The sequence below is a fragment of the Microbacterium sp. BH-3-3-3 genome (assembly GCF_007679045.1).
GTDB lineage: Bacteria > Actinomycetota > Actinomycetes > Actinomycetales > Microbacteriaceae > Microbacterium > Microbacterium algihabitans.
In genome coordinates, this window is the sequence record NZ_VEFS01000001.1 from 138744 (window position 1) to 164000 (window position 25257).

At 71.9% G+C, this 25257-nt stretch carries 20 protein-coding genes; 11 read left to right on the forward strand and 9 right to left on the reverse strand.

From position 1 onward, the window contains the following. Nucleotides 1-3 precede the first annotated feature (3 nt). The 5 genes from FS769_RS00720 to FS769_RS00740 are packed head-to-tail and all read right to left on the reverse strand — an operon-like array spanning nucleotide 4 to nucleotide 7761. Entirely contained in the window at nucleotides 4-1566 is a 1563-nt protein-coding gene (locus tag FS769_RS00720; RefSeq protein ID WP_144828071.1) for a S8 family peptidase, read from the reverse strand. Between the two features lie 46 nt (nucleotides 1567-1612). Further along, nucleotides 1613-3166, reverse strand: coding sequence for a S8 family peptidase (locus FS769_RS00725; protein WP_144828075.1), 1554 nt, complete (start codon nucleotides 3164-3166; stop codon nucleotides 1613-1615). A gap of 13 nt (nucleotides 3167-3179) precedes the next feature. Then, nucleotides 3180-4766 (reverse strand): S8 family peptidase, encoded by a 1587-nt coding sequence (locus FS769_RS00730; RefSeq protein WP_144828078.1) that lies wholly within the window; start codon nucleotides 4764-4766, stop codon nucleotides 3180-3182. 17 nt (nucleotides 4767-4783) lie between these two features. Next, entirely contained in the window at nucleotides 4784-6412 is a 1629-nt protein-coding gene (locus tag FS769_RS00735; RefSeq protein ID WP_144828081.1) for a S8 family peptidase, read from the reverse strand. Then, nucleotides 6406-7761 (reverse strand): hypothetical protein, encoded by a 1356-nt coding sequence (locus tag FS769_RS00740; protein ID WP_144828083.1) that lies wholly within the window; start codon nucleotides 7759-7761, stop codon nucleotides 6406-6408. The genes FS769_RS00735 and FS769_RS00740 overlap by 7 nt, the downstream gene beginning before the upstream one ends. 275 nt (nucleotides 7762-8036) lie before the next feature. On the opposite strand from FS769_RS00740, the gene FS769_RS00745 reads away from it, so the two are divergent. The 10 genes from FS769_RS00745 (at nucleotide 8037) to FS769_RS00790 (ending at nucleotide 21684) form a co-directional block, all read left to right on the forward strand. Beyond that, on the forward strand, nucleotides 8037-9512 hold the full coding sequence (locus FS769_RS00745) for a DUF3375 domain-containing protein (RefSeq protein ID WP_144828086.1): 1476 nt from the start codon (nucleotides 8037-8039) through the stop codon (nucleotides 9510-9512). Then, complete coding sequence (locus tag FS769_RS00750) at nucleotides 9505-10206, forward strand: DUF4194 domain-containing protein (protein ID WP_144828090.1); 702 nt, start codon at nucleotides 9505-9507, stop codon at nucleotides 10204-10206. Before FS769_RS00745 ends, FS769_RS00750 begins: the two co-directional genes overlap by 8 nt. Beyond that, a complete protein-coding gene (locus tag FS769_RS00755) occupies nucleotides 10203-13550 on the forward strand; it encodes an ATP-binding protein (protein WP_144828093.1) in 3348 nt (1115 codons plus the stop codon). Before FS769_RS00750 ends, FS769_RS00755 begins: the two co-directional genes overlap by 4 nt. 274 nt (nucleotides 13551-13824) lie before the next feature. Further along, nucleotides 13825-15600, forward strand: coding sequence for a Na+/H+ antiporter (locus tag FS769_RS00760; RefSeq protein ID WP_144828097.1), 1776 nt, complete (start codon nucleotides 13825-13827; stop codon nucleotides 15598-15600). A gap of 144 nt (nucleotides 15601-15744) precedes the next feature. Then, nucleotides 15745-16719, forward strand: coding sequence for an alpha/beta hydrolase (locus FS769_RS00765; RefSeq protein ID WP_260979659.1), 975 nt, complete (start codon nucleotides 15745-15747; stop codon nucleotides 16717-16719). A gap of 38 nt (nucleotides 16720-16757) precedes the next feature. Then, entirely contained in the window at nucleotides 16758-17705 is a 948-nt protein-coding gene (locus tag FS769_RS00770) for a hypothetical protein (RefSeq protein WP_144828100.1), read from the forward strand. Between the two features lie 173 nt (nucleotides 17706-17878). Beyond that, nucleotides 17879-18799, forward strand: a complete 921-nt coding sequence (locus tag FS769_RS00775) for an ABC transporter substrate-binding protein (protein ID WP_144828103.1) — start codon at nucleotides 17879-17881, stop codon at nucleotides 18797-18799. Then, a complete protein-coding gene (locus tag FS769_RS00780) occupies nucleotides 18796-19836 on the forward strand; it encodes an iron ABC transporter permease (RefSeq protein WP_144828106.1) in 1041 nt (346 codons plus the stop codon). Before FS769_RS00775 ends, FS769_RS00780 begins: the two co-directional genes overlap by 4 nt. After that, nucleotides 19833-20864 (forward strand): iron chelate uptake ABC transporter family permease subunit, encoded by a 1032-nt coding sequence (locus FS769_RS00785; RefSeq protein ID WP_144828109.1) that lies wholly within the window; start codon nucleotides 19833-19835, stop codon nucleotides 20862-20864. Before FS769_RS00780 ends, FS769_RS00785 begins: the two co-directional genes overlap by 4 nt. After that, nucleotides 20857-21684 (forward strand): siderophore-interacting protein, encoded by an 828-nt coding sequence (locus FS769_RS00790; protein ID WP_222123884.1) that lies wholly within the window; start codon nucleotides 20857-20859, stop codon nucleotides 21682-21684. The genes FS769_RS00785 and FS769_RS00790 overlap by 8 nt, the downstream gene beginning before the upstream one ends. A gap of 12 nt (nucleotides 21685-21696) precedes the next feature. Here the strand turns inward: FS769_RS00790 and FS769_RS00795 are convergent, their stop codons facing one another. After that, nucleotides 21697-22092 (reverse strand): ribonuclease inhibitor, encoded by a 396-nt coding sequence (locus FS769_RS00795; RefSeq protein ID WP_144828110.1) that lies wholly within the window; start codon nucleotides 22090-22092, stop codon nucleotides 21697-21699. After that, the gene (locus FS769_RS00800; RefSeq protein WP_144828113.1) at nucleotides 22089-22880 is read right to left on the reverse strand and encodes an AraC family transcriptional regulator; all 792 of its coding nucleotides are present in this window, start codon (nucleotides 22878-22880) and stop codon (nucleotides 22089-22091) included. Before FS769_RS00800 ends, FS769_RS00795 begins: the two co-directional genes overlap by 4 nt. Before the next feature lie 97 nt (nucleotides 22881-22977). Here FS769_RS00800 and FS769_RS00805 point away from each other — a divergent pair, with 97 nt between their 5' ends. Beyond that, nucleotides 22978-23364 (forward strand): DUF2000 domain-containing protein, encoded by a 387-nt coding sequence (locus tag FS769_RS00805; RefSeq protein ID WP_144831708.1) that lies wholly within the window; start codon nucleotides 22978-22980, stop codon nucleotides 23362-23364. A 7-nt stretch (nucleotides 23365-23371) separates the two neighbouring features. On the opposite strand, the gene FS769_RS00810 is transcribed toward FS769_RS00805, so the two are convergent. Together FS769_RS00810 and FS769_RS00815 are read right to left on the reverse strand one after the other, a co-directional pair. Next, nucleotides 23372-24037 carry a response regulator transcription factor gene (locus tag FS769_RS00810; RefSeq protein ID WP_144828116.1) on the reverse strand — a complete coding sequence of 222 codons (666 nt, stop codon included), beginning with the start codon at nucleotides 24035-24037 and terminating at the stop codon, nucleotides 23372-23374. Further along, on the reverse strand, nucleotides 24034-25227 hold the full coding sequence (locus tag FS769_RS00815) for a histidine kinase (protein WP_186325369.1): 1194 nt from the start codon (nucleotides 25225-25227) through the stop codon (nucleotides 24034-24036). Before FS769_RS00815 ends, FS769_RS00810 begins: the two co-directional genes overlap by 4 nt. Nucleotides 25228-25257 lie beyond the last annotated feature (30 nt).

Sequence of the window (25257 nt, forward strand, 5' to 3'; positions counted from 1 at the left end):
CGATCAGGGGACGGATGCCGTGACGGTCGCCGGCGTGACGGAGGCCCCCGAGGGCATCCGCGCCGACCCCGAGATGCTCACCGTGTACGCGTGCCCGGAGACCCGGTTCGTGAAAACGGTGGACGAGCGCGAACCGGAGACGGTCACGGGATAGGAGCGACCCGTCGTCGTATCGGTCACCGTCACCGCGAACGAGGTGAAGGTGCCGATGCCGTTGGTCGTCCACGACAGCTTCGTGCCCGCGCTCACGGTGCTCGCCGTCAGCGCGGTGATCTTCGGCTCGGCGGGGATCACTGCGAGCAGGTCGGTGGTGTTCGCCGGCATGTTCCCGACGTGCCCGCGTGCCCCGGTGTTCGCGAAGGACTGCGAGACGTCGGCGGCCTTCCACGTCGGGTGCTCCTGCAGCAGGCGGGCGGCGAGGCCGGCGACGTGGGGGCTCGACAGCGAGGTGCCGCTGGCGAGGCCCGATCCCCCGTCCTTCGAGGTCGAGGTGATGCTGCCGCCCGGGGCGAGCACGTCGACGCACGGACCCCGGTTGCTCATATAGAGGAAGTCGCCCGCCGGCTCGGTCGCCCCCACCGCGATCACTTTCGGCGCCCGCGCGGGCGAGACGGTGCACGCGTCGACCTGGTCGTTGCCGACGGCCGCCACGACGACGAAGCCCTTGTCGACGAGGGCACTGGAGGCGTTGTCGAGGGTGTCCCACTCCGGGGTGCCGAGGCTCAGGTTGACGACCGCCTTCTGCCCCGAGAAGTTGTCGGAGATCCAGCCGAGGGCGGCGATGACGTCCCAGCCGTTGCCCTCTCCGTAGCAGCCGAACACCCGCACCGGCACGATCCGCGCCTGCTTGGCGACGCCGTAGGTCGAGCTGCCGACCACGCCCGCCACCATCGTGCCGTGGCCCTGGCAGTCGGTGGTGCCCCGGCCGTCGTTCATGAAGTCCTTGCCCGCCGCGGCGTCGACGCGGCCGCCGAAGTCGGGATGATCGGCCCACACACCGGTGTCGACGACGAACACCGTCGTGCCGGCGCCGGTGGAGTCGTAGAGGTAGTGCTGGTCCTGAGCACCGGCGACGTTGTCGACCGCGTCGATCCCCCATGACCCCACGGGCGACTGATCGGCTGCCACGCGCACCACGGGGTTCGGGGTGACCCGCGCGTCGGGGAGCGCTTCGCGCACGGCGTCGGATGCCGCGACCGGAACCGCCGCGTAGAACTCGTCGCCGAGGGTCACCTGGCCCGCGGCCGTGACCCCGGGGATCGCGAGCACCTGTTCGCGCTGGTCGGCCGGCACCGTCACGATGTCATACGAGAGCTTGATCTGCTGACGCTCGGCGTCGGTGGCATCCGCGGGGATCGGGAAGTCGTCGACCACCGCCTCCGAGGGAGGCGTCGCGTCGCTCGTCGGAGCAGGGTCGACGGCGAGGCTCGCGGCGGTGGCCGGGAGGGCGTCCGCCCCGCCCGGTGCGGACACCGCCACGACGATGCCGGCGCCGAGCAGAAGCCCTCCGGCCAGTCCGAGGGCGCCCCACCGGCGGAGTCGATCGAGAGCGGTGCGGTCGGTCACGGGGTCTCCTAGAGGGTGTTCGAGTGGGCGCGGTGCGGGACGGGGGTCAGCGCCCGGCGACCGTCAGGGGGTCGGTCGTGACGAGGGCGCCGGACGGCATGCGCGCCGAACCGGTGAGGGTGATCGTGTAGGCGTGCCCGCTCACGACGTCGGTGAAGACCGTGGACGAGCGCAGCGCCGAGACGGTGACCGGATAGGAACGGCCCGCCGTGGTGTCCGTCACCTCGAGCGAGAACGTCGTGAAGGTGCCGATGCCGTTGGTCGTCCACGACAGGGCGATGCCGGAGGCGGCTGCGGTCGCGGTGAGGGATTTCACGCGCGGCACGCCGGGAACGGCGGCGACCTGGTTGACGGTGTTCGAAGGGACGCCGGTGATGTGCCCCGTCGCGGCAGAGGTGCCGAAGTACTGCAGCACGTCGGCGGTCTTCCACGTCGGATGCTCCTGCAGCAGCCGCGCGACGAGACCGGCGACGTGGGGGCTGGCCATCGAGGTGCCGCTGTCGACCGCCACCTGAGAGCCGATCCAGGTGGAGGTGATGTCGCTCCCCGGGGCGAGGATCTTCACGCAGGGGCCGGTGTTGCTGTACCACGCGAAGGCGTTGTCGTCGGCGTAGGCCCCGGTGGTGATCGCCTTCGCCGCACTCGCCGGCGAGGACGTGCACGCGTCCTTGGCGTCGTTCCCCGCGGCCGCCGCGATGACGAATCCCCGGTCGCTCAGCGCATTGACGTAGGCGTCGACGTACGAGAACGTCGGCATGCCCAGGCTCATGTTGATGACCGACTGCGTCCCGGTCGGATAGGTGCGGTAGATCCAGTCGAGAGCCCGCAGGATGTCGTAGCCCGACCCCTGACCCTGGCACCCGAACACCCGCACCGGGATGATGCGGACCTCTTTCGCCACCCCGTACGTGGTGCTGCCGATCGTCCCCGCGACGTGCGTGCCGTGGCCGAAGCAGTCCTCCGTGCCGTTCCCGTCGCCGACGAAGTCCTTGCCCGCGGCCGCATCGACCCGGCCTCCGAAGTCGGGATGCGTCGACTGCACCCCGCTGTCGATGACGAAGGCTGTGACACCCGCCCCGGTGGAGTCGTACAGGTAGTGGTCGTCGTGGGCGGAGGCGGTGTTGTCGACGACGTCGAGACCCCACGAGGGAACGGGTGTCTCGTCGCTCGCGACGGTGACCACCGGGTTCGGCGCGACGATCGCGTCGGGAACGCTCGCCCGCACCAGGTCGGCGGACGACGCCGGCACCGCCACGACGAAGGTGTCGCCCACGGTGACCGGTGCGACGGCGGACACCCCGGGAACCGAGAGCACCTCGTCGCGCTGGTCGACGGGGACGGCGACGATGTCGTACGAGAGCTTGATCTGCTCGCGCTCGGCGTCGGTGGCATCCGCCGGGATGGGGAAGTCGTCGATGACCGCCGACGACCCCTCGGGCTGCGGCGCCGGTGCGAAGGTCGCTGCGCGCGCCCCGTCGGGTGCCGCCGAGACGGGCCCCCACCACGCGGTCGCGGTGACGGCGCCGACGAGGGCGAGGCCCGCGGCCACGGCCGCGATGACGCCGCGTCGGCGTGGGGTGGAACGGTGACGATCGATCATGCGCTCTCTTCTGTCACGGACCGGTCGCGGTCACCGGGTCGGCGGTCAGTTCGACGCCCGACGGCATGCGCGCCGCGCCGGTGATGCTCACGCTGTAGGCGTGCCCGCTCTGCGTGGCGGTGAACACCGTCGACGATCGCCCGCCCGACACGGTGACGGGGTGAGTGCGACCCGTCGTGGTGTCGGTGACGGTGATCGAGAACGACGTGAAGGTGCCGACGCCGTTGGTCGTCCAGGTCAGCGACATGCCGCTCGCCGCGGTGCCGGTCGTCAGCGACGTGATCCGCGGGACCATCGGGATCGCGGCGGTGAAATTCACCGTGTCGGCCGGCACGTTCGAGATGTGTCCGGCCGCGGCGGGGGTGTTCAGGAACGCCAGAACGTCGGCGGTGGTCCAGGTCGGGTGCTGCTCGAGCAGACGCGCGGCGAGCCCGGAGACGTGCGGCGTGGCCATCGAGGTGCCGGTGGCGTACGCGATGGCCCCCTGGATCGGGATCGTCGCGATGTTGTCGCCGGGCGCGAGGGTCTTCACGCACTTGCCGTAGTTGCTGTACGAGCTGTAGCTGCGCTGCTCGTTGAAGGCGCCGACGGTGATGACGCTCTCGGCCGCCGCCGGCGACTGCGTGCAGGCGTCGCGGCTGTTGTTGCCCGCGCTCACGACGACGACGAAACCGTGCGTGGCGGCGTAGTTCACCATGGTGTTCAACGTCGCCCACCGGCCCATGCCGAGGCTCATGTTGATGACCATGCGGTCGGGCGGGTAGGTGTCGACGATCCACTTCACCGCGTTCACGAAGTCGTAGGCCAGCCCACCGCCCGTGCATCCGAAGACGCGGACGGGAACGATCTTGGCCTGTTTCGCCACGCCGTAGGTGGTGCTGCCCACGGTGCCGGCCACGGCCGTGCCGTGCCCCGAGCAGTCGTCGGTGCCGTTACCGTCGTTGATGAAGTCGCGCCCCATCGAGGTGTCGACGCGCCCGCCGAAGTCGGCGTTCGACCCTCGTACACCGCTGTCGATGACGAAGACCGTGGTGCCCGCACCCGTCGCGTCGTACAGGTAGTGGTCGTCCTGTGCGGCGTCGGAGTTGTCGACCACGTCGAGACCCCACGAGCGGACGGGCGTCTGGTCTCCGTCGGGCGTGACCTCGCTGTTCGGCTCGATCTCGGCATCCGGAAACTGCGCCCGTACGAGCTCGGTCTGCGCGTGCGGCACGGCGGCCATGAAGGTGTCGCCGAAGGTCATCGGGCCGGCGAGCGTGATGCCCGGCAGCGCCGCCAGGGCGTCCTTGTCGGCGAGCGGCACCGTGACGATGTCGAACGACGACTTGATCTGCAGGCGCTCCTCATCGGTGGCGTCGGCGGGGACGCCGAACTGCGCCGACCACGACGGCGCGTCCTCGGCAGGGGCGGGGGCAGCAACAGCGACCTGGGGCTCGGCGGCGCTGTCGCCGGGAACGGGTGAGATCGACGAAGCAACGGAACTTCCCGCCGAGGACGACGACATCACTGCCGCGGTGACGCCGCCCGATGCGAGCAGAGTGATGACGAGGCCGAAGGACCACGCCCGTCGAGAACGGGAGGGGAGGGTGACGAACGACATGAATGGCCCTCCCGAGGTCAGGGACCGGTGGCCGTGACCGGGTCGGTCGTCACCGAGGCGCCCGAGGAGAGCGTCGCCGTGCCGATGATCTTGATCGAGTAGGCGTGGCCCGGGATGACGTTCGTGAAGACCGTCGATGCCTTGGTGCCCGACACGGTCACCGGGTAGGCGAGCCCCGTCGCGGTGTCGGTGACGGTGAGCGAGAAGGCGGTGAAGGTTCCGACGCCGTTGGTCGTCCACGACAGCCCGATGCCGGCTGAGGCGGTGCTCGTCGTCAACGAGGTGACCTGCGGTTGCGCAGCCGCCACAGGGATGGTCGCGATCAGGTTCACGGTGTTGGCCGGCATGTTGCCGAGGCGGCCGGTCGAGGCGGCCGTGTTGAAGGAGTTCAACACGTCGGACCCGACCCACGACGGGTGCGCTTGCAGCAGGCGCGCCGCGAGGCCCGACACGTGCGGCGCCGCCATCGACGTTCCGCTGGCGGTTGCCGTCCCGCTGTTGAGATAGGTGGAGGTGATCTCCCCACCCGGGGCGACGACCTTCACGCACGGGCCGGTGTTGCTGTAGCCGCTGTAGTTGAGCGCCTTGGTGTAATACCCCACCGTGATGACCGACGACGTCGAACCGGGGGACGAGTTGCAGGCATCCTCGGACTCGTTGCCCGCGGCCGCGATCACGACGAAACCGCGACTGTTCGCGAACGATGCCGTGTTGTTGATCGGGAAGTACTTGGGCACGCTCAGGCTCATGTTGATGACCATCTGACTGGGCCATCGGTTGTTGTCGGTGATCCAGTTGAGGGCGTAATAGACGTCCATCGCAGAGCCGGTTCCGGAGCAGCCGAACACTCGCACCGGAATGATGCGGGTTTTCTTGGCCACGCCGTAGGTGGTGCTGCCGACGATTCCGGCCACGTGGGTGCCGTGGCCGAGGCAGTCTTCGGTGCCGCGACCGTCGTTGATGAAGTCCTTCCCTGCAGCCACGTCGACGCGGCCCCCGAAATCGGGATGGTTCGACTGCACGCCGCTGTCCATCACGAAGACCGTCGTGCCGGTTCCGTCGTTGTCGTAGCGGTAGTGACCGTCCTGCGCCCCGCCGGCGTTGTCAACGGAGTCGAGCCCCCACGACGGGACGGGGGTCTGATCGGCTTCGACCTTGGCGACCTCGTTCGGCTCGACCACGGCATCCGGAATGCTCGCCCTCACGAGGTCGGACTGCTCGCGCAGGACCGCCACCGACAGAGTGTCATCGCGCACGACCGGTGCGACGGCCTCGACGCCGGGAAGCGAGAACAGAGCGTCGCGCTGACTGAGCGGAACCGTGATGAGGTCGTACGCCAGCTTGGCCTGCAGGCGTTGGTCGTCGGTCGCATCGGCGGGGAGTTGGACGGCGTGGACCCACTCGTCGGCCGCCGCGACGCCCGACCCCTCGGTGGCGGTGGACGGATCGGATGACTCGGAAACCGAGGGAGTGCTCGACGGCGCCGGGCCGGCCGCCGCCGCAGCGGCGGGGGCGGAGTGGTCGGCTGCGGGCCATACGGCGAGCGTCACTCCCCCGGCGACGAGCAGCGCGCCGGTCAGGCCGACGGCCACCCATCGCAGAGCGCCGCGCGGACCGTGACGTCGGGAGGGATCGACGCTCAGCACGACGAGCTCGACACGGTGAACGGGACGGTGACCTTGTTCGAGCCGAAGGCCGCCGGACCCGCCGCGCCGTAAGCCGAGACCGAGCTCGCGACGCCCCCCGAGACGTCTTGGTAGATCGTTCCGTTCGACGCGAAGAAGTCGGCGCCGAGCGGCGTGCTGCCGGTCGGCACGTTGGTCGCCGTGCGCACGCTGTTGCCCGAGACCATGAAGAGGGCCGCCTCGCCGGTGCTCGTGCGACGGACCGGCAGCAACCGCTCGCCCGAGTAGTAGGGGTTCGGTGTGAGCGTCCCGAACGCGGCGATCCCGGATGCCACGATGCCGGTCCCGTAGGCGCTGGTGCCGTCCCAGCTGACGCGGTAGATGTTCCCGGAGGAGAGGAAGAGGTCGTCGGCGATCGGCGTCGCGCCACCGCCCGGACCGTTCGCCGTGCCGTACTCGGGCGCGGTACGCACGTCGTTGTTCGGCAGGCGCAGGATGCGGGGTGAGCCGACACTCGAGCGATACGGCAGGAAGAAGGTGCTCGACGAGCCGCTGCCCGCGTCGTGCGAGATGAGCTGACCCGCCTCGGCGACGTCGGTGGCCACGGCAGCGCCACCCCGGTAGATCGAGGAGCCCGAGAGGAAGAGGTCGGCGGCGAGGGGGGTCGCTCCCGACGGCGTACCGCTGACGGTGGTCAACGTGCCCGCGCTCGTGCTGAACACCGCCGCCGAGCCGTCGTCGCGCCGCACCGGCAGCAGGAAGGTCGCGTTGCCCGAGGGCGACTCGACCAGCCGACCCACGGCCGCGATGCCGGTGGCCACGGCCCCGGTGCCCGACTTGTAGAGCACGCCGCCCGCGAGGAAGTAGTCCTGGCCGACGGGGGTCGACCCGGTGGGGACGCTCGTCGCGTCGGCGAGGCCGCTCGGCGAAGTGAGGATACGGGCATCGGTTGCCGTCAGCGAGGCCGAGGCGCTCGTGGCGCCCGACGACGACGCCGACAGCGTGCCGGTGGCTCCGTTGCCGGGCACGTGGATCGTGCCGCACGACACCGAGCCGTCTGAGCCGGTCACGACGGTCGCGGACGTGCCGCCCCCGTCGAAGGTGTATCCGCCGGACAGCTGCAGAGCGATGCTGACCCCGGCCGCGGCCGCGGCGCCGTTCGCCGCCTTGACGACGGCGGTGGTGATCGTGCCGCAGGTCACGCCGGAGTACGACGCCGCCGAGAACGAGAGCGTCTTGCCCGAGGCGGCGAAGGCGGGGGTCGCGGCGACCAAGGCCACCGCGGGCACCGCCCACGCGGCACCGTGCAGGATGACGCGGCGAGTGGGGTGGGCGGGGAGGTGGAGCGGGCGATCGACGGAGTGTCGCACAGGTCGTCCTTCCTGACGGGCCGGTGGGCGTCACGGCTGAGGACCCACGACGTGCGGGTGACATTTCCCTATGCGTCGGCGAGGGACGCGCTGGGAGCGCGGTTCGCGACGGGGGGTGAAGGCCGGGGCCGACGGCATCCGGTCGCCGTTCCGCGCGGATCGCATCGCGCAGACGACCGCGCGGGCGATCCGCGTGCGGGGCTCGTGCTCACCCGTGCTCTCACCTGCCCGGCGCTCGCCGGGGCACGCCGCGCGCCCCCGGTAGACTTCAGCCAGTGAGCAGAACCCGAGCCGAAGCCGCGTACCTGCGCTCGGCGACCGCGTTCAAGAACCCCACGCTCGACCTGCTGCACGGGCGCTTCGCCCCCTTCGTCGTCGCCGTCCTGTCGGTCGTCTTCACCCCCGACCGCCCCGCCGTCGCGGTCGCCGACGCGCACGTCGAGGTCGCCGAGGCGATCGAAGAGCTGCGGGCCGCCGGCATCGACACCGACGACGATCGACGTATCCCCGCCGGTACCGCGCGCGAGATCTGCCGCGGATGGGTGCGCGTGGGCTGGCTCGGCCTGCAGATCGAAGACGACGTCGAGGTCTACCGCCTCTCCGCCCACGCCGTGGGCGCCCTCGAGATCGCCGGGCGTGCCGGCGGCGGCCGTGCCCGTGTCTCGCGCTCGCGCGTGCGGACGCTGCTCGACGCCGTCGATCGGCTCGCGCGCGACGCCGAGAGCGATCCCGCCCGCCGCCGAGAGGCCCTGCTCGAGGAGCGGGCCGCCCTGGACGCCGAGATCGCGGCTCTCGACGAGGGCGTGGTCGAGCCTCTCGACGACGACCACCTGCTCGAAGAGGCCGAGAACGTCATCCACCTCGCACGCGAGCTGCCCGCCGACTTCTCGCGCGTCGCCGAGTCGATCGCCGCGATGCAGCGCGACGTGGTCGCCGAGCTGCGACGCGACGTGCGCCCCACCGGCGAAGTGCTGCGCGAATACCTCGAGCGCGGCCGACAGGTGATGCAGGCGACCCCCGAGGGGCGCGCGTTCCAGGGCGCACTGCGCCTGATCGGCGACCCCGAGAACATCGACGACCTCACCGACCAGCTGCACGCCGTACTCACCCAGCCGTTCTCGCGCCTGATGACGCCCGAGCAGCGCGGCGAGCTCGACGCGATCGCGCGGCGCGTCGAGGCCGGCGTGCAGGAGGTGCTCACCGCCCAGCGACGCGCCTCGCACGTCATCACCGCGCAGGTGCGCACGCACGACCCGATCCGCGACCGACAGGTCGACGACCTGCTGCGCGGCGTCATGGCGGGCCTTCACCGCTGGAGCCAGACCCGCTCTCCCGGCCGCGTCGAGCCCGTGCGGACGCTCCCCCTCGCCGACATCGGGCACCTGCGTCGATCCCTCAGCGACGTGCGTCCTCCCGGGGCGCCGGAGCCCTTGGCATCCGGCGACTCCGACGTCGAGTTCGTCGACGCCGACACGCGCGCGTGGGGCGGCCCGCACTACGCCGAGCTCGAGCAGTACGTCGCATCGCTCGGCGACGGCTTCGACCTCGCGACCGCCTTCGCGGGAGCGGATGCCGAGACGCGACGCCCCGTCGACCTCGTGGGACTGCTCGAGATCGTGCACCGCGCCGGCCTCGTCGAGCATGACGACGTCTCGATCGTCGAGGCCGTGCGCCCCGACGGCACGACCCGACGCTTCGCCTTCGGGGCGGTCTCCGCCCAGCTCCACACAGAAACGGATGCCGATGACTGACGTCGACGCTCCCTCCGGCGGGGACGACAGCCCCGCGTTCATCGCCCCGGTCGCGATGGAGAACGACCCCGACGCGCTGTTCGCGGGCGACCGCGGCACGCTCGACGCCGCCGTGCGGCGCGTGCTCGTGCGCATTCTGCAGCGGCGCTTCCTCGTCGCCGAGAACTCCCCTGCCGAGTGGAAGCTGCTTCTCGAGCACCAGCAGATGATCGAGTCGCGCCTGAACGACCTGTTCGTGCGGCTCGTCGTCGACCACGCCCGCGGCGTCGCCTACAAGGAGCAGGTGCGCAGCGACGAGCTCGACGTGCCGATCCTGCTGAAGGACGAGGCGTATTCGCGCGCCGAGACGCTGGTGCTCGTCTACCTGCGCACGGTGTTCCAGCGCGAGACGACCGCCGGCACGGCATCCGCCCGCGTCGACGTCGAAGAGGTCGAGCAGACGGTGCTCACCTACTTCAGCGAGAGCGACGGCACCCGCGCGAGCCAGCAGCGCGCGGTGCGCACCGCGATCGCGCGCCTCGACCGCGAGGGCATCATCGAGGAGGAGTCCGAGGGGCGCTACCGCATCGGGCCGCTCATCGAGATCGTGCTCAGCGCCGAGGTGCTGCGCGACCTGCAGCGGTGGTTGGAGGAGCAGGTGACGGATGCCGCGGCATCCGCCCCCGCCGACGCCCTCGAGGAGGAACTCGTATGACCATGCTCGAGACGCTGTTCGGGCTGATCCCCGCCGCCTCGCGCGGGCAGCAGTGGGTCGCCGAAGACCTGCAGCTGATCAACTGGGGCGGGTACGACGGCACGCACCGCGTGCGCTTCGCGCCGACCGCGACGCTGCTGTGCGGCGGATCGGGCTCGGGCAAGTCCACGCTCATGGACGCGTACGTCGCGCTGATGATGCCGCACACGACCCCCTTCAACGGCGCCTCAAACGGCGCGGTCGTCGGGCGCCCGCGCGGGCAGGAGCAGCGCAACATCCTCTCGTACGGCCGCGGCAAGCTCGACGAGTCGCGCACCGACGAGGGCACGAAGGTGCGGGTGCTGCGCGGTGACGGGGTCGACACGTGGACCGCGATCGGCATGACCTGGGCCGATCACGACGGCGCGCGCTTCACGGCGGTGCGGGCCTGGTACTTCCCCGCCGCCGCCCGCACCCTCGACGACGCCGTCAAGGTGCGCGCGACCGTGCACGGGGCGTTCGATCTGCGCCAGCTCGAGCGCGCGGCGCAGAGCCACCTCTCCGACTCCGCGGTGCGGGCCACCGGCCTCGACACCCTCGCGACCGACCGCGAGTTCTCGGCGCGACTGCACACGGTGCTCGGCATCGGCGCGGCGGGAGCGGGCGCGAAGGCGATGAGCCTGCTCGCGCGCATCCAGGCCGGGCAGCAGATCACCACCGTCGACGACCTGTACAAGCGCATGGTGCTCGAAGAGCCCGAGACGCTCTCCGTCGCCGACGCGGTCGTCACGCACTTCGACGGGCTCGAATCGACGCGCACGCGCATGCTCGAGGCCCGCCAGCAAGTGCGGGCCCTGCAGCCGATCCGCGGCATGAAGACGCGCATCGACGACGCCGCCGAGCGCCTGCGCCTGATCGACGCGCTCGGACGCTTCGGCGACCCCGAGTCGCGCGCCTCGCTCTGGCGCGCGCAGCGCCGGGTCGACCTGCTCGAAGCGGTCGAGGCCGAGCTGCGCGACCGCACGCACGCCACCGACGCGCTGGTTCGCGAGCGCCAGGCCCTCGCCGACGCGGCCGAGGCCGAACGCGAAGGCCTCGGCGACGTGCTGCGCGCGGCCGGCGGCGACCGCCTCGACGCGGCGCAGCGCGAGCTGCGGACCCTCGAGCGGCGCCTGGCCGGCATGCAGCGCGACCGCGAGCGGTTCGAGGCGGCCCTCGCCGTGCTCTCGGTCGAGGCCACCACCGAGAAGCAGTTCGCCGCGCTCGTCGCCGAGGCGCGTCGCACGCTCGCCGACACGGATGCCAAGAGCGCCGTGCGCGACGCCTTCGTCGCCGCCAGCAGCCGGCACACCGACCTGCGCCAGCAGCTCGCGGCTCTCGAGGCCGAGCACCGGCGCACGCAGACCCGCGACGACAACATCCCCCCGCGCCTGCACGAGGCGCGCGAGGCGCTGGCCGCGGCCGCGGGACTCACCGCCGCCGAGCTGCCCTTCGTGGCCGAGCTCGTCGACGTGCGCACCGAGTTCGAGCCGTGGCGCGGGGCGTTCACCCTCGCCCTGGGCGGTTTCGCGACGACGCTGCTCGTCGACGCCGCGCACCTGGCCTCGTTCCGCTCCGCGATCGACGGTGTACGCCTCGGCGAGCGTCTGCGCTTCGAGGGCGTGCCGACCGACCTGTCCGAGCGCGGCGCACTGGACCCGGCGACCCTGCCCGGACGCCTGGAGTTCCGTTCCTCCCCCTTCACCGGCTGGCTGCAGGACCGCCTCGAGCAGCAGTTCTCCTTCGTGTGCGTGGATGCCGCGGCGGAGCTCTCGCAGCACCGCATGGCGCTCACGATCTCGGGCCAGACGAGCCAGGGCGCCCACGGCGCCCACGGCGGGTCGGCGCGACAAAGCATCCTCGGCTTCTCGTCGCGCGTGCGCCTGACCGAGCTCGGCGAGCAGATCGTCACCGTGCGACGCGACCTGACCTCGGCCAAGGCCGCGGTCGACGAGGCCGCCGCCGCCCTCGACGCCTTCGACGACCGGCGCGGCGCCCTCGAGAAGATCGCGGATCTGTCGTGGGACCAGGTCGACGTGGCATCCGTCGAACGCGATCTCGACCGCTGGAACGAAACGGTCGTCGAGGTCACCGCGGGGAACCCCCGCATCGCCGAACTGCAGGAGCAGATCTCGGGCGCGAAGGCCCGCGTCGCGCGCCTGCGCGAAGAGATCGGCGGGGCCAAGACCGAGCAGCAGGCCCTCGCCGCACGCTGGGCCGAGATCACCGACGACGTGGATGCCGCACAGATTTTGCTCGAACGGGCCGAAGACCGCGAGATGACGCTCACCGACGACGAGGTCGCGTACCTCGACGGGTTGTTCGTGGCGCCCTCCGGCGAGGACGTCTCGCCCTCGCAGCGGCTCGCGCGGTTCGACGCGGCCCTGGAGTCGGCGTCGAAGCGGCTGCTCGAGGAGCAGCGCGCGGCGCAGGAGACGTGGAGCGACCAGCGCGAGAGCCTCCGCCGCACGATGACCGCGTTCACCGACCGGTGGCCCAGCCCCAACCTGCTCGCGGACCCCGACGAGGCGCTCTGCGACTTCGAGCGGATCCTCAGCGAGCTCGAGGCCAGCGGCCTGCACGAGCTCGAGGCCGAGTGGCGCGACTCCTTGCTGCGCCTCTCGGGCAACGACCTCACGAGCCTCGACTCCGCGCTCACGCGCGCGCTGCGCGAGATCCGCGAGCGCATCGCCCCGATCAACGACATCATGCAGGACCTCCCGTTCTACGACGACGAGCACCGCCTGCAGATCGTGCCGCGCGAGAGCCAGTCGGAGGTGCGCAAGCGGTTCCGCCGCGAGTTGCGCGACGTGCGCGCGGCGATCGACGCGGCCTCCTCCGACGAGGAGCGCGAGGCCGTGTACGGGCGCATGGCGCGGTTGATCAACCGCATCCGCCCCACCGCCCCCGACTTCGCCGACCTCGTCGACGTGCGCAACCACGTGCGCGTCAGCGCCGAGCGCTTCCGCGCCGACACCGGCGAGCACGTGGCGCTGTACGACCACATCGGCGAGAAGTCGGGCGGCGAATCGCAGGAGCTCATCGCCTTCATCGTCGGTGCCGCCCTGCGCTACCAGCTCGGTGACGCCGGGTCGGAGCGCCCGCGCTACGCCCCCGTCTTCCTCGACGAAGCGCTCATCAAGGCCGACGCGCACTTCACCAAGCGCGCGATCGGAGCCTGGCGCGGCCTCGGATTCCAGCTCGTCATCGGCGCGCCGAACGACAAGTACAGCGCGATCGAGCCGCACGTCGACGTCGAGTACGACATCCTCAAGGACACCCGCGGGCGCTCGTGGGCGAAGGCGAAGGTGGCGCTGCCGGCGTGAGCCGTGGCGCAGCCTCAGCGGATCGGACAACCTCAGTCGGGATGGGGGTATCGCGGCTGAGGGTGCGCGGATCGCGGAGGTTGTGAGGCGAGCACTTTTTGGCGCGCCTCAGACACCCTCCGCAATCAGCGCAACCTCAGCGGAAATCCGGGGGTCGCGGCTGAAGATGCGCGGATCTCGGAGGGTGTGAATCGGGCCGGCGGAAATGCCACCCTCGGGAATGTCCGCGACCCTCTCTACGCTGTGCTCAGGGGCACGGCGGAAGGTGGCAGGCATGCAAGGACTCGAGATCACGGTTCTGCTGGGATTGGCGATGCTCGTGGGCACCGTCCTGGCTCCCCGATTGCGCGTCGCGACACCGCTCGTGCTGCTCGTCATCGGCCTCGCGCTCGGCTTCATCCCCGAGCTGCGCCAGATCGAGCTTCCGCCCGAGACGGTGCTGTTGCTGTTCCTGCCCGTCATGCTGTTCCGCGAGGCGTGGACGACCTCCTTGCGGTCGGTGCGCCGTTCGCTGCGCTACATCATCCCGATGAGCACGTTGCTCGTGGTGGCATCCGCGTTCGCCGTCGCCGGGGTCGCGACCTGGATGGGTGTGCCGTGGGAGGCCGCTCTCGTGCTGGGCGCCGCGGTCGCCCCGCCCGACGCCACGGCCGTCGCCGCCCTCGGCCGACTGCTGCCCGCCAAGACCTTCATGAAGCTCAAGGCCGAGAGCTTGACGAACGACGGCACCGCCCTCGTGCTCTACGCGATCGCCGTCGCGCTGCTGCTCGGCGACCAGATCACCCCTCTGCAGATCACCGGCATGGTGCTGCTGTCGTACCTCGGCGGAGCCGCCGCGGGCATCGCCGTGGCCGCCGCGGCGTTCTTCGCCCTGCGGCGCATGCAGTCGACCCTGACGATCAACCTCACGATGGTGCTGGTTCCGTTCGTGTCGTTCCTCATCGCCGAGATCATCGACGCCTCGGGCGTGCTCGCCGTCGTGTTCGCCGGCCTCATCATGGCGTGGGTGTCGCCGCGCATCACCACGGCCATGTCGAGAAGGGCGGCGGATGCCACCTGGCCCTTCGGCGTCTACCTCCTCAACGGCGCCCTCTTCGTGCTCATCGGGCTCGAGGTGCAGCTCGTGCTGCACGAGATCTCAGGGTCGGAGATCGGCATCCTGCTCCTGGTGACCGTGGCCGCCTGGATCGCCCTGTTCGTCGTGCGCTACCTGTTCCAATGGCTGTTCTCGCCGTTCTCGCGTCCCGCCGCCGGATCGTCGCGGTCGCTGCGGCATCGATCGCGCATCGTGAGCACCGTGGCCGGGTTCCGCGGAGCCGTGTCGCTCGCCATCGCCCTGTCGGTGCCGGTCACCACGGCCGCGGGCGACCCGGTGGCCGGTCGTGACGCGATCGTGTTCGTCACGGCGGGTGTCATCGTGCTCACCCTGCTCGTGCAGGGGCCGCTGCTGCCGGCGGTCATCAAGTGGGCGAAGCTCCCCAACGACGACGCCGCGATCGAGGAGTACGAACTCGCCGAACGCGCGATCTCGGGGGCTGCTCTCTCGGCCCTCGACGACCTCGCGGTCGAGCACGGCATCAGCGACCGGGTCCGTGACCGTGCGCGGCGCGAAGGGTACGAACGTTTGGAGCTCGCCAACGCGCGCGCCGTCGCCCGCCAGCGGGCGATCGAGGAGCGTGGCCTCGCCGAGCTCGACGCCTCGTTCGACGACGACAGCTCGGCGACGGGGCCGCTCCCGCCCGAGGCGCCCGAGTCCGACAAGCGCAACGCCGACCGCGCCTCGTCGGGCACCGACGACGAGGGCACGGCCTTCACCGGGCCGCTGCAGATGATCGCCGTGAGCGACGACATCGACGTGACGCAGCGCTCGCCTCTGCTGCGGCACAAAGAGGCGCAGCGGCTGCGGCTCGCGATCCTCGACCGCAAGCGCGAGGTGCTGTTGCGCCTGCGCCGCGAAGGCACGATCGACGACCTCGTCGCGCGCAAGATCCTCGCCGGTCTCGACCTGGAGGAGATCCGCACGCGGGGGCTCGAAAAGGCGAGCGAGTAGCCGCGGCGGGGCGACCGAACCCCGCTCCCGCCACCCGGCGGCATCCGCCCGCGATTCTCCCGCCGTCCGGCGGGGACGCACAGCGCACGTGGAGCCGCATGATCGAAGCGGACGCGACGTGGCGTCCCCGACGAAGGAGTCACCGTGACCGCCCCCGGCATCCTGCCCCGCCCGCCCTTCGACCCCGAGCTCGCCCCCATGCTCGAGGTGATCAGCCAGATGCTTCCGTCCACCCTGACGGCCGAGATGCTGCCCGCGATGCGCGCCGGTTCCCTGCCCGGTCTGCCCACTCGCGCCGAGATCCTCGAGTCGGCGCAGCTGCAGTCGCGCGACGTGACGATACCCGGGTTCGAGGGGGCCGACATCGTCGTTTCGGTCATCGAGGCGAAGGGGCGCACCGGAACCGGACCCGGCATCTTCCACACCCACGGCGGCGGAATGATCATGGGCGACAGGTTCACGGCCGTCGAGGCCTTCGCGGAGTGGATCCACCGCTACAACGCCGTGGTCGTCAGCGTCGAGTACCGGCTCGCCCCCGAATTCCCCGATCCCTACCCCGTCGAGGACTGCTACGCGGGGCTCGTGTGGACGGCCGAGAACGCCGACCGGCTCGGCATCGAGAGCGAGCGTCTGCTGATCGCCGGCGGCAGCGCCGGCGGGGGTCTCGCCGCGGGTGTCGCCCTGCTCGCCCGCGACAGGCGGGGACCCCACCTCGTCGGGCAGATGCTGATGTACCCGATGCTCGACGACCGCGATGCGACGGTCTCGACGCACCAGATCGACGGCGTCGGGGTGTGGGACCGCGGCAGCAACCTGCTGGGCTGGAACTCCCTGCTCGGCGAACGCCGGGGCACCGACGACGTCTCGATCTACGCCGCGCCCGCGCGGGCCACCGACCTGTCGAACCTGCCCCCGGCGTTCATCGACTGCGGGAGCGCGGAGGTGTTCCGCGACGAGGACGTCGCCTACGCCTCGGCCATCTGGGCGGCCGGTGGGCAGGCTGAGTTGCACGTCTGGCCGGGCGCGTTCCACGCCTTCGAGGGTTTCGCGCCGCAGGCCGCCCTCTCGCACGACGCCGTCGACGCGCGCGATCGCTGGATCCGCCGCCTGCTCGGCTGAGCCGCGGTCTTAGGCTGGGCGCGACGAAGGAGTGACCCATGCAGGAGCTCGCGGGACGACTGAGGGTGCTCGACCCGGCAGCGAGCGAGTCGGTGAAGATCATCGGATACTTCGACTCGCTCGTTGCGGGCGGCGCGGGTGCCGAGTCGGTCGTGCGGGCAGCGGCGATCCTGAGCGGCGTGCCCGCGGGCGCACGGGTGCGTGGCCGTCTCATCGGCGTCGATGCGGACGGCGGGCGGACCGCACCGCGAGAGCCCGAGGGGGCGGATGCCGCCGACGCGCCGCGCGTGTGGCTCGAGCGCCCCGACGGCGCCGGCCTGAACGACGCCATGATCATCGACCGCGCGCAGGTCGCCCTCTCGATCATCGTCGCGCGCGCCGACCCGACGATGAGCGCGGTCGAACGCGTGATCGACCCGACGGCCTCGCGAGTGGATCGCGAGGCCGCCGCCCACCGCCTGCGCCTGAGCGGTGCCGTGCGCGTCGTGGCGGCCCCGCCCACCTCCCGCCACGTGCTCACGGCTTCGACCGTGCTCGCCACGAACGAGGGGGCGGTGTGGATCGGTCTCGGCGACGTCGTGCCGCCGGACGGACCCGTCGGAACGAGCGTCGCGCGCGACCTCGACGATCTCCCCCGCGCCTGCGCCGATGCGCGTCTCGCGCTGCGCCTCGCCGATGATCGACACCGGGTGGTGGATGCCGCCGAGCTCGGTGTGCTGATCATGCTGGCGCGATCGTTCGAGGCGTCGGCGCCGCGGCATCCGGATGTCGAAGCACTCGACGCCCTCGATGCCCGGGCGCTCGAGGCCCTCGACGTGGTGGTCGACAGCGAGAGCATCCGCGCGGCCGCGACGCGTCTGTCGATGCACCACAGCAGCCTGCAGTCGCGCCACGAGACGTGGACGCGCCAGCTCGGGTACGACCCGCTGAGCCCGCGGGGACGCGCCCGCTTCCTCGCGGCGCGATTACTGCAGCGGCTGGCCTAGGCGCCACCGCGGCGAAGCCCTCGCCGCCTTCGCGAGGCCCCGACGGGCCGGGCGCGAATGCCGAAGCGCACGCGTGGCGATGAGCGGGCGATGTGCGCCGTTCTTCGAGTCTAGTAAGGTAACCCTTGCCTAACTCGAAGCCACGGCATCCCCTCCCGAAAGGACATCTCGCCATGCCCTCGCGCGCCTCCTCCCGCCTCGCCCTCGCCACCGTCACCGGGCTCGCCCTCGTGCTCTCCGGGTGCGCCGGTGGTGCGGCATCCGCCCCCGATGCCACCGCCGCCACGCACGACGTCGCGCACGCCCGCGGCACCACCACGGTGACCGATGCTCCCCAGCGCGTCGTCACGCTCGAGCCTCTCGAGCTCGACACCGCGGTCGCGGTCGGCATCACCCCGGTCGGCACGGCCGTGGCGAACATGGTCAACGGGGTGCCCAGCTACCTCGGCGTCGAGGGGGTCGCTCCCGTCGGCACCGTCAGCGAGCCCGACCTCGAAGCGATCGCGGCGCTGCAGCCCGACCTGATCCTCGGCACCGAGTCCCGCCACTCCGCCCTCTACGACCAGCTCAGTGCGATCGCCCCGACGGTTTTCATCGCCACGCAGGCGGACCCCTGGCGCGACAACGCGGCACTCATCGGCGAGGCCCTCGGCCGCGAAGACGAGGTGAAGAAGGCGGTGGATGCCGTGGACACCCGCTGCGACGAGATCGAGGCGGCGCACCAGCTCGCGGGGAAGACCGCCGAGATGATCCGCCCGCGCGATGAGACGACCCTGAGCCTGTACGGTCGGGTCTCGTTCGCCGGCAGCCTGCTGGAGTGCGTCGGCTACACGATCCCCGACCACGAGTGGGAGGACGGACTGCAGGCCGACATCTCGCCCGAGAACATCGCGAGCGCCACCGCCGACGCCGTCTTCGTCACCACCACCGACGTGACCGACCGCTCGACGATCCCGGCGGCCATCGTCCAGAACGCAGCGGCCTTCCCCGTCGTGACGCTGGTCGACAACAGCACCTGGGTCGCGGGCGTCGGGCCCAAGGGCGCACAGTCGGTGCTCGACGACATCGAGACCTTCCTCGCCTCGGCGAAATGACGTCTGCGCCCGTGCAGGCGGCGGCCCCCGCCCGCCCCGCGCGCCTCGGCAGGACCGCCGCCGGCACCCTCGTGCTGGCAGCGGTCTTCGCCGTCGCCGTCGCCCTGTCGCTCATGATGGGCGCCAACCCGCTCCCCCTGTCGGCGGTCTGGGCCTCGCTCACGGGCGCCGGCACCCCCGACACCGACTTCGTGGTGCAAGGGCTCCGGGTCCCGCGGACGATCGCGGGGGTCGTCGCGGGAGCGGCCCTGGGCGTGGCGGGAGCGCTCATGCAGTCGTTCTCGCGCAATCCGCTCGCCGACCCGGGCGTGCTGGGCGTCAACGCGGGGGCGGCGTTCGCCGTCGCCCTCACCGTCGCGGTCTTCGGCATCCAGAACTCGCTCCTGCTGGTGTGGCCGGCGTTCCTCGGGGCGCTGGTCGTGACCGTCGCGGTCGCGCTCGTCGGATCGGCCGGGCGCGGTCGGGCCGACCCGATCCGCCTCGTGCTCGCGGGAGTCGCCGTGGGTGCCGTGCTCTCGGGCATCACCTCGGGGCTCATGCTGAGCGACCCCGACGCCTTCGACACGATGCGCGGCTGGAACGCCGGATCGCTCCTCGGCCGCGGGCTCGAGGTCATCCTGCCGGTCGCTCCGTTCGTCGCCCTCGGTCTGCTCGTGGCGTTCGGCCTCGGGCGCGGGCTCAACGCGATCGCCCTGGGCGACGATCTCGCGCAGGCGCAGGGCGTGCGTGTCGGCCGAGTGCGCGTGGCATCCATCGCCGCCGTCACCGTTCTCGCGGGGGCCGCGACCGCCCTGGTCGGACCCCTGTCGTTCGTGGGACTGATGGTGCCGCACGTCGCCCGCTGGATCGCCGGCCCCGATCAGCGCCTCATCCTGCCGCTGAGCGCCCTCGCCGCCCCGATCGTCGTGTTGCTGGCCGACGTCCTCGGCCGCGTGATCATCGCGCCCGCCGAGGTTCCCGCCGGGATCGTCACCGCGTTCGTCGGCGCCCCCGTGCTCATCGCCCTCGCGCGTCGACGCAGGGCGGCGGCGCTGTGACCATCGTCGCTCTTTCCCCGCGTCTCGCGCGGGGCGGTGTCCGCCTGCGCCCGCGCAGCGTCGTGGTCGGAGCCGCCACCCTCGCCGCGATCCTGACCCTCGCGGTGCTGTCGCTGGGGTGGGGCACCTACCCCGTGGCTCCGGATGCCGTGGTCCGCGCGCTCCTCGGAGGCGGGACGCCCCTCGACACCACCGTCGTCGTCGGGTGGCGACTGCCCCGCGTGCTCGCGGCGGTCGCCCTCGGCGCGCTGCTGGCGATCGCGGGGGCGCTGTTTCAGACGGTGACGCGCAATCCCCTCGCGAGCCCCGACATCCTGGGCCTGTCGAACGGCGCGTTCACCGGCATGCTGATCGCCCTGGTGCTCGTGTCGCCGTCGTGGCCCGCGCGGGCCGCGGGTTCGCTGGTCGGCTGCCTCGCGGCATCCGTCGTCATCTGGCTGCTGTCGTATCGCGGAGGGATCCAGGGGTTCCGTCTCATCGTCGTCGGCATCGGCGTCTCGGCGATGCTGGCCTCGCTCAACACGTGGATGCTGCTGCACGTCGAGCTCGAGACCGCGATGTTCGCCTCGGCCTGGGGACACGGCTCGCTCAACGGCGTCACCGGCGACGCTCTCGGCGGTGTGCTGCTGATCGCCGCGCCCGTCGCCCTCGCCGCCTTCGCGCTCGTGCCCGCCCTGCGCCAGCTCGAGCTCGGCGACGACCTCGCCACCGCTACGGGCGTGCGCCCGCACCTCGTGCGCAGCCTCGCCCTGTTGATCGGTGTGGTGCTGGTCGCGGGCGCCACCGCGATCGCCGGCCCGATCGCGTTCGTGGCGCTCGCTGCCCCGCAGATCGCCCGGCGCCTCGCGCGCTCGCCCTCACTGTCGCTCACGCTCTCTGGACTCGTCGGGGCGCTGCTGCTCCTGGCCTCCGACGCCGTCGCGCAGCATCTGCTGCCGGTCACCCTTCCCGTCGGCGTCGTCACCGTCTCGGTCGGCGGCGCGTACCTCATCGTCATGATCGTCTCGGAGATCCGCCGCCGTGCCTGACACCCCCCACCTGCTCGCGCGCCCCTGGGCCTACAGCGCGTTCCCCGTGGCCGTTCGTGCCCGCCGAGCGCTCTCGCCGCACTTCCTGCGCCTCACCTTCGGCGGCGAGACGTTGCGGCACTTCGCCCCGTGGGGTGCGGACCAGCGCATCAAACTCGTGCTCCCGCTGCCCGGCGGCGGCCTCGCCGACTTCGGTCTGCTCGCCGAGCCGACGCCCCACCCCTCCGACTGGTACGCCCGCTGGAAGGCCCTGCCGGTCGACGAGCGCAACGTCCTGCGCACGTACACCCCCGCCGCGATCCGGCCCGAGGCCGGCGAGATCGACGTCGACTTCTACCTGCACTCCCCCGAGGGCCCCGCCTCGCGCTGGGCGCGCACCGCGGAGATCGGCGAGACGCTCGTCATCACGGGCCCCGATGCGCGCAACGGGTGGACGGGGTACGGCATCCACTGGCAGCCGCCCGCACTCGGCACCTTTCTGCTCGTCGCCGACGAGACGGCGATCCCCGCGGTCCGCAACATCGCCGCCGCCCTCCCGGCGCAGGCGCAGGGGGTCGCGATCGTCGAGATCGGCGATGCCGCCGACGACGTCACCGTGTCGGCGCTGGGCGACCAGGTCGACGTGCGCGTCGTCGGACGCGGCGAGACAGAGGCGGCCGTCCGCGCGTGGGGCTCGACGGAGGTCGATTACGCCTGGCTGGCCGGGGAGTCGGGTGTGGTGACCGCGGCGCGGCGCGTGCTGGTCCGCGAGCTCGGCGTCGCGCGCGAACGGGTGTCGTTCCTCGGGTACTGGCGCGAGGGCGGAGCGCTCGTCGACTGAGGCCCGTCGCGCTCAGGCGAGCACGAGCTCGATGTTGCGATGATCGCGGAACACCCGCAGCACCAGCTCGAAGTACGTCTCGCCGCGACCGGCGTCGAGCGCGTCGAGCGCACGCTGCGCGGGAGGTGCGGCGTACACCTCGGGGCGTTCCAGCTTCGCGCGGTAGTACTCCCGCGTGGTCTCGACGCCGAGCGCCCCGCGCGCGACCTCGGCGTCGCGCCACACCACCCGCACCGGCTCGGCCCCGCGCAGATCGCCGAAGCCGCCGTACAGCAGGTCGTCGAGCGCATCGAGGCTCTCGCCCAGGGTCCAGTCCTCGTCGGGCATGAAGACGCGGTTCAGTTCGACGTAGAGCGACGCGATGCCGTGCACCGCCGCTCCGTCGATCTCGAAGGTCGGCCGGGTCATGGCATCCGTCCACCCGACGTCGCGAAGGCCGCGGGGGTCACGCCCAGCACCCGCCGGAAGTGTCGCGTCAGGTGCGACTGATCGTGGAAGCCGGCGCGCACGGCCGCCTCGGCGGGGCGCACGCCGTCGACGAGCAATCGGCGTGCCGTGTCGACGCGACGCGTCACGAGGTAGCGATGCGGAGCGATGCCGTAGGTCTGCGAGAACACCCGGACGAGATGGCTAGGGTGCGCATTCAGTTCGCGCGCCGCGTCGGCGAGGGTGAACGACTCGCTGGTGCGGTCGTCGAGCAGCGCGCGCAGGCGGCGGGCGAGCGGGGCGTCCGCGGCCGCAGCGATCCCCGACCCAGCGTGGGCGAGCACGGCCTCGCGCACCGCGAGCAGCCAGTGCTCGGCGGCGAGTGCGTCTCCCGGATGCCGCAAGGCGGCGTGCACGCGCCGTGCCGCGGTCATGGCCTGCGGGTCGGCCAGGGTCGGGCGCCGCGCGATCCGCGCCGCCGTCTCACTCGAGAGCCACTCCCCACCGAGGTACAGCACGCGCTTGCGGTAGCCCTCGCCCGCGCGGGCGGAGCGTCCGTCGTGCGGGATGCCCGGCGGCAGCACCGTCACCGCGGACGGAGCCGCGTAATAGGCGCCTCCGTCGAGCGCGTACGAGACGACTCCGCGGTCGACGAGCATGACGGCCCAGTCGTCGTGCGTGTGCACCGGGTAGGCGTGGTCGAGCTCGGCGTGGTAGCTCTCACGAAGCAGCGGCACCTCGGGATGCCATGCCCGCACGCGATCGACCATGTGAGAAACGTACAAGACCCCACCGACACCGCCGCCCGATGCTGAAGGGGTGAGTGAAGAGAACACCGTCCCCCTGTTCGACACCAAGGTGATCGTGATGCTGCGCGACGACCTCGCCCCCTGGCAGGAGCTGAACGTCACCGCGTTCCTCATGTCGGGGATCGCCACGAGCGCGCCAGATCTGGTCGGCGACCCGTATCTCGACGCCGACGGCACGACGTACCTGCCGATGCTGCGGCAGCCGGTGATCGTCTTGAGCGGTGACGCCGAGACGCTGACGAGGGCGCGAGCCAAGGCGGCCGCGCGCGACGACGTCGCCCTCGCCGTCTACACGCGCGAGCTCTTCGCCACGTCCCACGATGCGGCGAACCGCGCGGCCGTGGCCGCGGTCGCGGCATCCGATCTCGATCTCGTCGGCATCGCGATGCGCGGCCCGCGCAACGCCGTCGACCGCATGGCGAAAGGCGCCACCGCCCACGCGTGACGGGAGTTCACTCCCCCGGAACGAGCAGCCCGCTCTCGTAGGCCGCGATCACCAGCTGCGCGCGGTCGTGGGCGCCGAGCTTGAGCATCGTGTTCTTCACGTGGGTCTTCGCGGTGTGCGGCGAGATGAACAGCGCGGCCGCGACCTCGTCGTTCGACCGGCCGCGCGCAACATGAAGCAGCACCTCTCGCTCGCGCTCGGTCAGCATTGCCAGCGACGGGGCGTCCCGCGGGGCCGCCGGCTCGACGCGGCGCACGTACCTCTCGATCATCGCCCGGGTCGCCACCGGCGACAGCAGGGCGCCGCCGTCGTCGACGGCGAGCACCGCGTGCACGATCTCGTCGGGCTCGGCTCCCTTGCCGATGAAGCCGCTGGCCCCCGCCCGCAGGGCCGCGACGACGTAGTCGTCTTCCTCGAACGTGGTGAGGATGAGCACGCGCGTCTCGGCGAGGGCGGGGTCGGTGCAGATGAGACGAGTGGCCTCGATGCCGTCCAGGCGCGGCATGCGGATGTCGCACACCACCACGTCGGGCCGCAGCGATGCGGCGAGCGCGACCGCTTCTTCTCCGTCGACGGCTTCGCCCACCACTTCGATGCCGGGCGCGGCATCGAGAAGGTCGCGCACGGCCGTGCGGATGAGGGCTTGGTCGTCGACCACGAGCACGCGGGTCATCGGACACCTCCGGGGGTGACGGCGAGGGGAAGACGCGCGGCGAGACGGTAGCCGCCGGGGGCGAGCCCGGCATCGAGGTGACCGCCCACCGACTCGACGCGTTCGCGCAGACCGACGAGGCCGAAGCCGGAGGGAGACGCGGTCTCGGGCGTGCGGTCGAGGGGGTTGGTGACCACGATCTCGATCTCGTCGCCGTCGCGGCGCAGCAGCACGTGCGCGCGACGCGCGGTGCCGTGCTTGAGGGCGTTGGTCAGTCCCTCTTGCACGACGCGGTAGGCGACGATGTCGACCGAGAGGGGCAGCGCGTCGGCCGGGTCGTCGCGGTCGAGCTCATCGCGGACGACGACGTCCCACCCCGCGACACGCACCGACTCCACGACGTCTGCGAGGCGCGCGAGGCCGGGCTGCTCGCGCGGAGCGGATTCGTCGGGCGCGCGCAGCACGGTGAGCAGGGATCCGATCTCGCTGAGCACGTCGCGCGAGGCGGTGCGGATGGTCGCCAGCGCCTCGCGGGCGCGCTCGGGCCGCGTCTCGAGCGTCGACGACGCCACTCCCGCGTTCAGGCTGATGACCGAGATGCGGTGCGCGACGGCGTCGTGCAGGTCGCGGGCGATGCGCAGACGTTCCTCGGTGACCCGGCGCCGGGCCTCGGCCTCGCGCGTCTGCTCGGCGCGGCGGGCGCGTTCGATCACGGCCTCGACGTAAGCGCGGCGGGAGCGGGCGGCGTCGCCCAGCGCGCCCGCGAGCGTCACCATGAGCCCGACCTGGAGAAAGCGGGTGTCGAGCCCCGTCGTGAGCTCGATCACGATGCTCACCCCGACCAGGCCCACCACCGCCGGGATCGCCACCGGGGCGGCCTCGCGCCGTGTGAGCCGGTCGGCCATGCCGTAGGAGGCGATCACCATCGACAGCGCGACCCCGGGCAGCAGCGTGCCGAGCACGAGCGCGGTGACGTACAGCGCGATGCACGCCAGCAGCACCGTGCGCGGCCAGCGCCGCCGCAACGGCAGCAGCAGCGCGGGCACGATCGCGATCGCGTAGACGAGCGGGCTCGACGGGCGCAGCTCGGGGAACGGCACGGGGGCGAAGACCGGCGCGATCACGAGGATCGCGGCGACGACGTCGAGCAGCCACGCGCGACCGGCCGGGATCAGACGCGGCGCGGAGTCCGTCGTCGGGTCGGGTCGCATCGTCCCAGTCTGACGCGCACGCGAGCGTCT

Excerpts from the sequence above, each read along its gene's own strand:
- FS769_RS00725 (WP_144828075.1), bottom strand. The coding sequence starts at position 3,166 with ATGATCGATCGTCACCGTTCCACCCCACGCCGACGCGGCGTCATCGCG.
- FS769_RS00730 (WP_144828078.1), bottom strand. The coding sequence starts at position 4,766 with ATGTCGTTCGTCACCCTCCCCTCCCGTTCTCGACGGGCGTGGTCCTTC.
- FS769_RS00750 (WP_144828090.1), top strand. The coding sequence starts at position 9,505 with ATGACTGACGTCGACGCTCCCTCCGGCGGGGACGACAGCCCCGCGTTC.
- FS769_RS00755 (WP_144828093.1), top strand. The coding sequence starts at position 10,203 with ATGACCATGCTCGAGACGCTGTTCGGGCTGATCCCCGCCGCCTCGCGC.
- FS769_RS00760 (WP_144828097.1), top strand. The coding sequence starts at position 13,825 with ATGCAAGGACTCGAGATCACGGTTCTGCTGGGATTGGCGATGCTCGTG.
- FS769_RS00770 (WP_144828100.1), top strand. The coding sequence starts at position 16,758 with ATGCAGGAGCTCGCGGGACGACTGAGGGTGCTCGACCCGGCAGCGAGC.
- FS769_RS00775 (WP_144828103.1), top strand. The coding sequence starts at position 17,879 with ATGCCCTCGCGCGCCTCCTCCCGCCTCGCCCTCGCCACCGTCACCGGG.
- FS769_RS00780 (WP_144828106.1), top strand. The coding sequence starts at position 18,796 with ATGACGTCTGCGCCCGTGCAGGCGGCGGCCCCCGCCCGCCCCGCGCGC.
- FS769_RS00795 (WP_144828110.1), bottom strand. The coding sequence starts at position 22,092 with ATGACCCGGCCGACCTTCGAGATCGACGGAGCGGCGGTGCACGGCATC.
- FS769_RS00800 (WP_144828113.1), bottom strand. The coding sequence starts at position 22,880 with ATGGTCGATCGCGTGCGGGCATGGCATCCCGAGGTGCCGCTGCTTCGT.
- FS769_RS00805 (WP_144831708.1), top strand. The coding sequence starts at position 22,978 with ATGCTGCGCGACGACCTCGCCCCCTGGCAGGAGCTGAACGTCACCGCG.
- FS769_RS00810 (WP_144828116.1), bottom strand. The coding sequence starts at position 24,037 with ATGACCCGCGTGCTCGTGGTCGACGACCAAGCCCTCATCCGCACGGCC.
- FS769_RS00815 (WP_186325369.1), bottom strand. The coding sequence starts at position 25,227 with ATGCGACCCGACCCGACGACGGACTCCGCGCCGCGTCTGATCCCGGCC.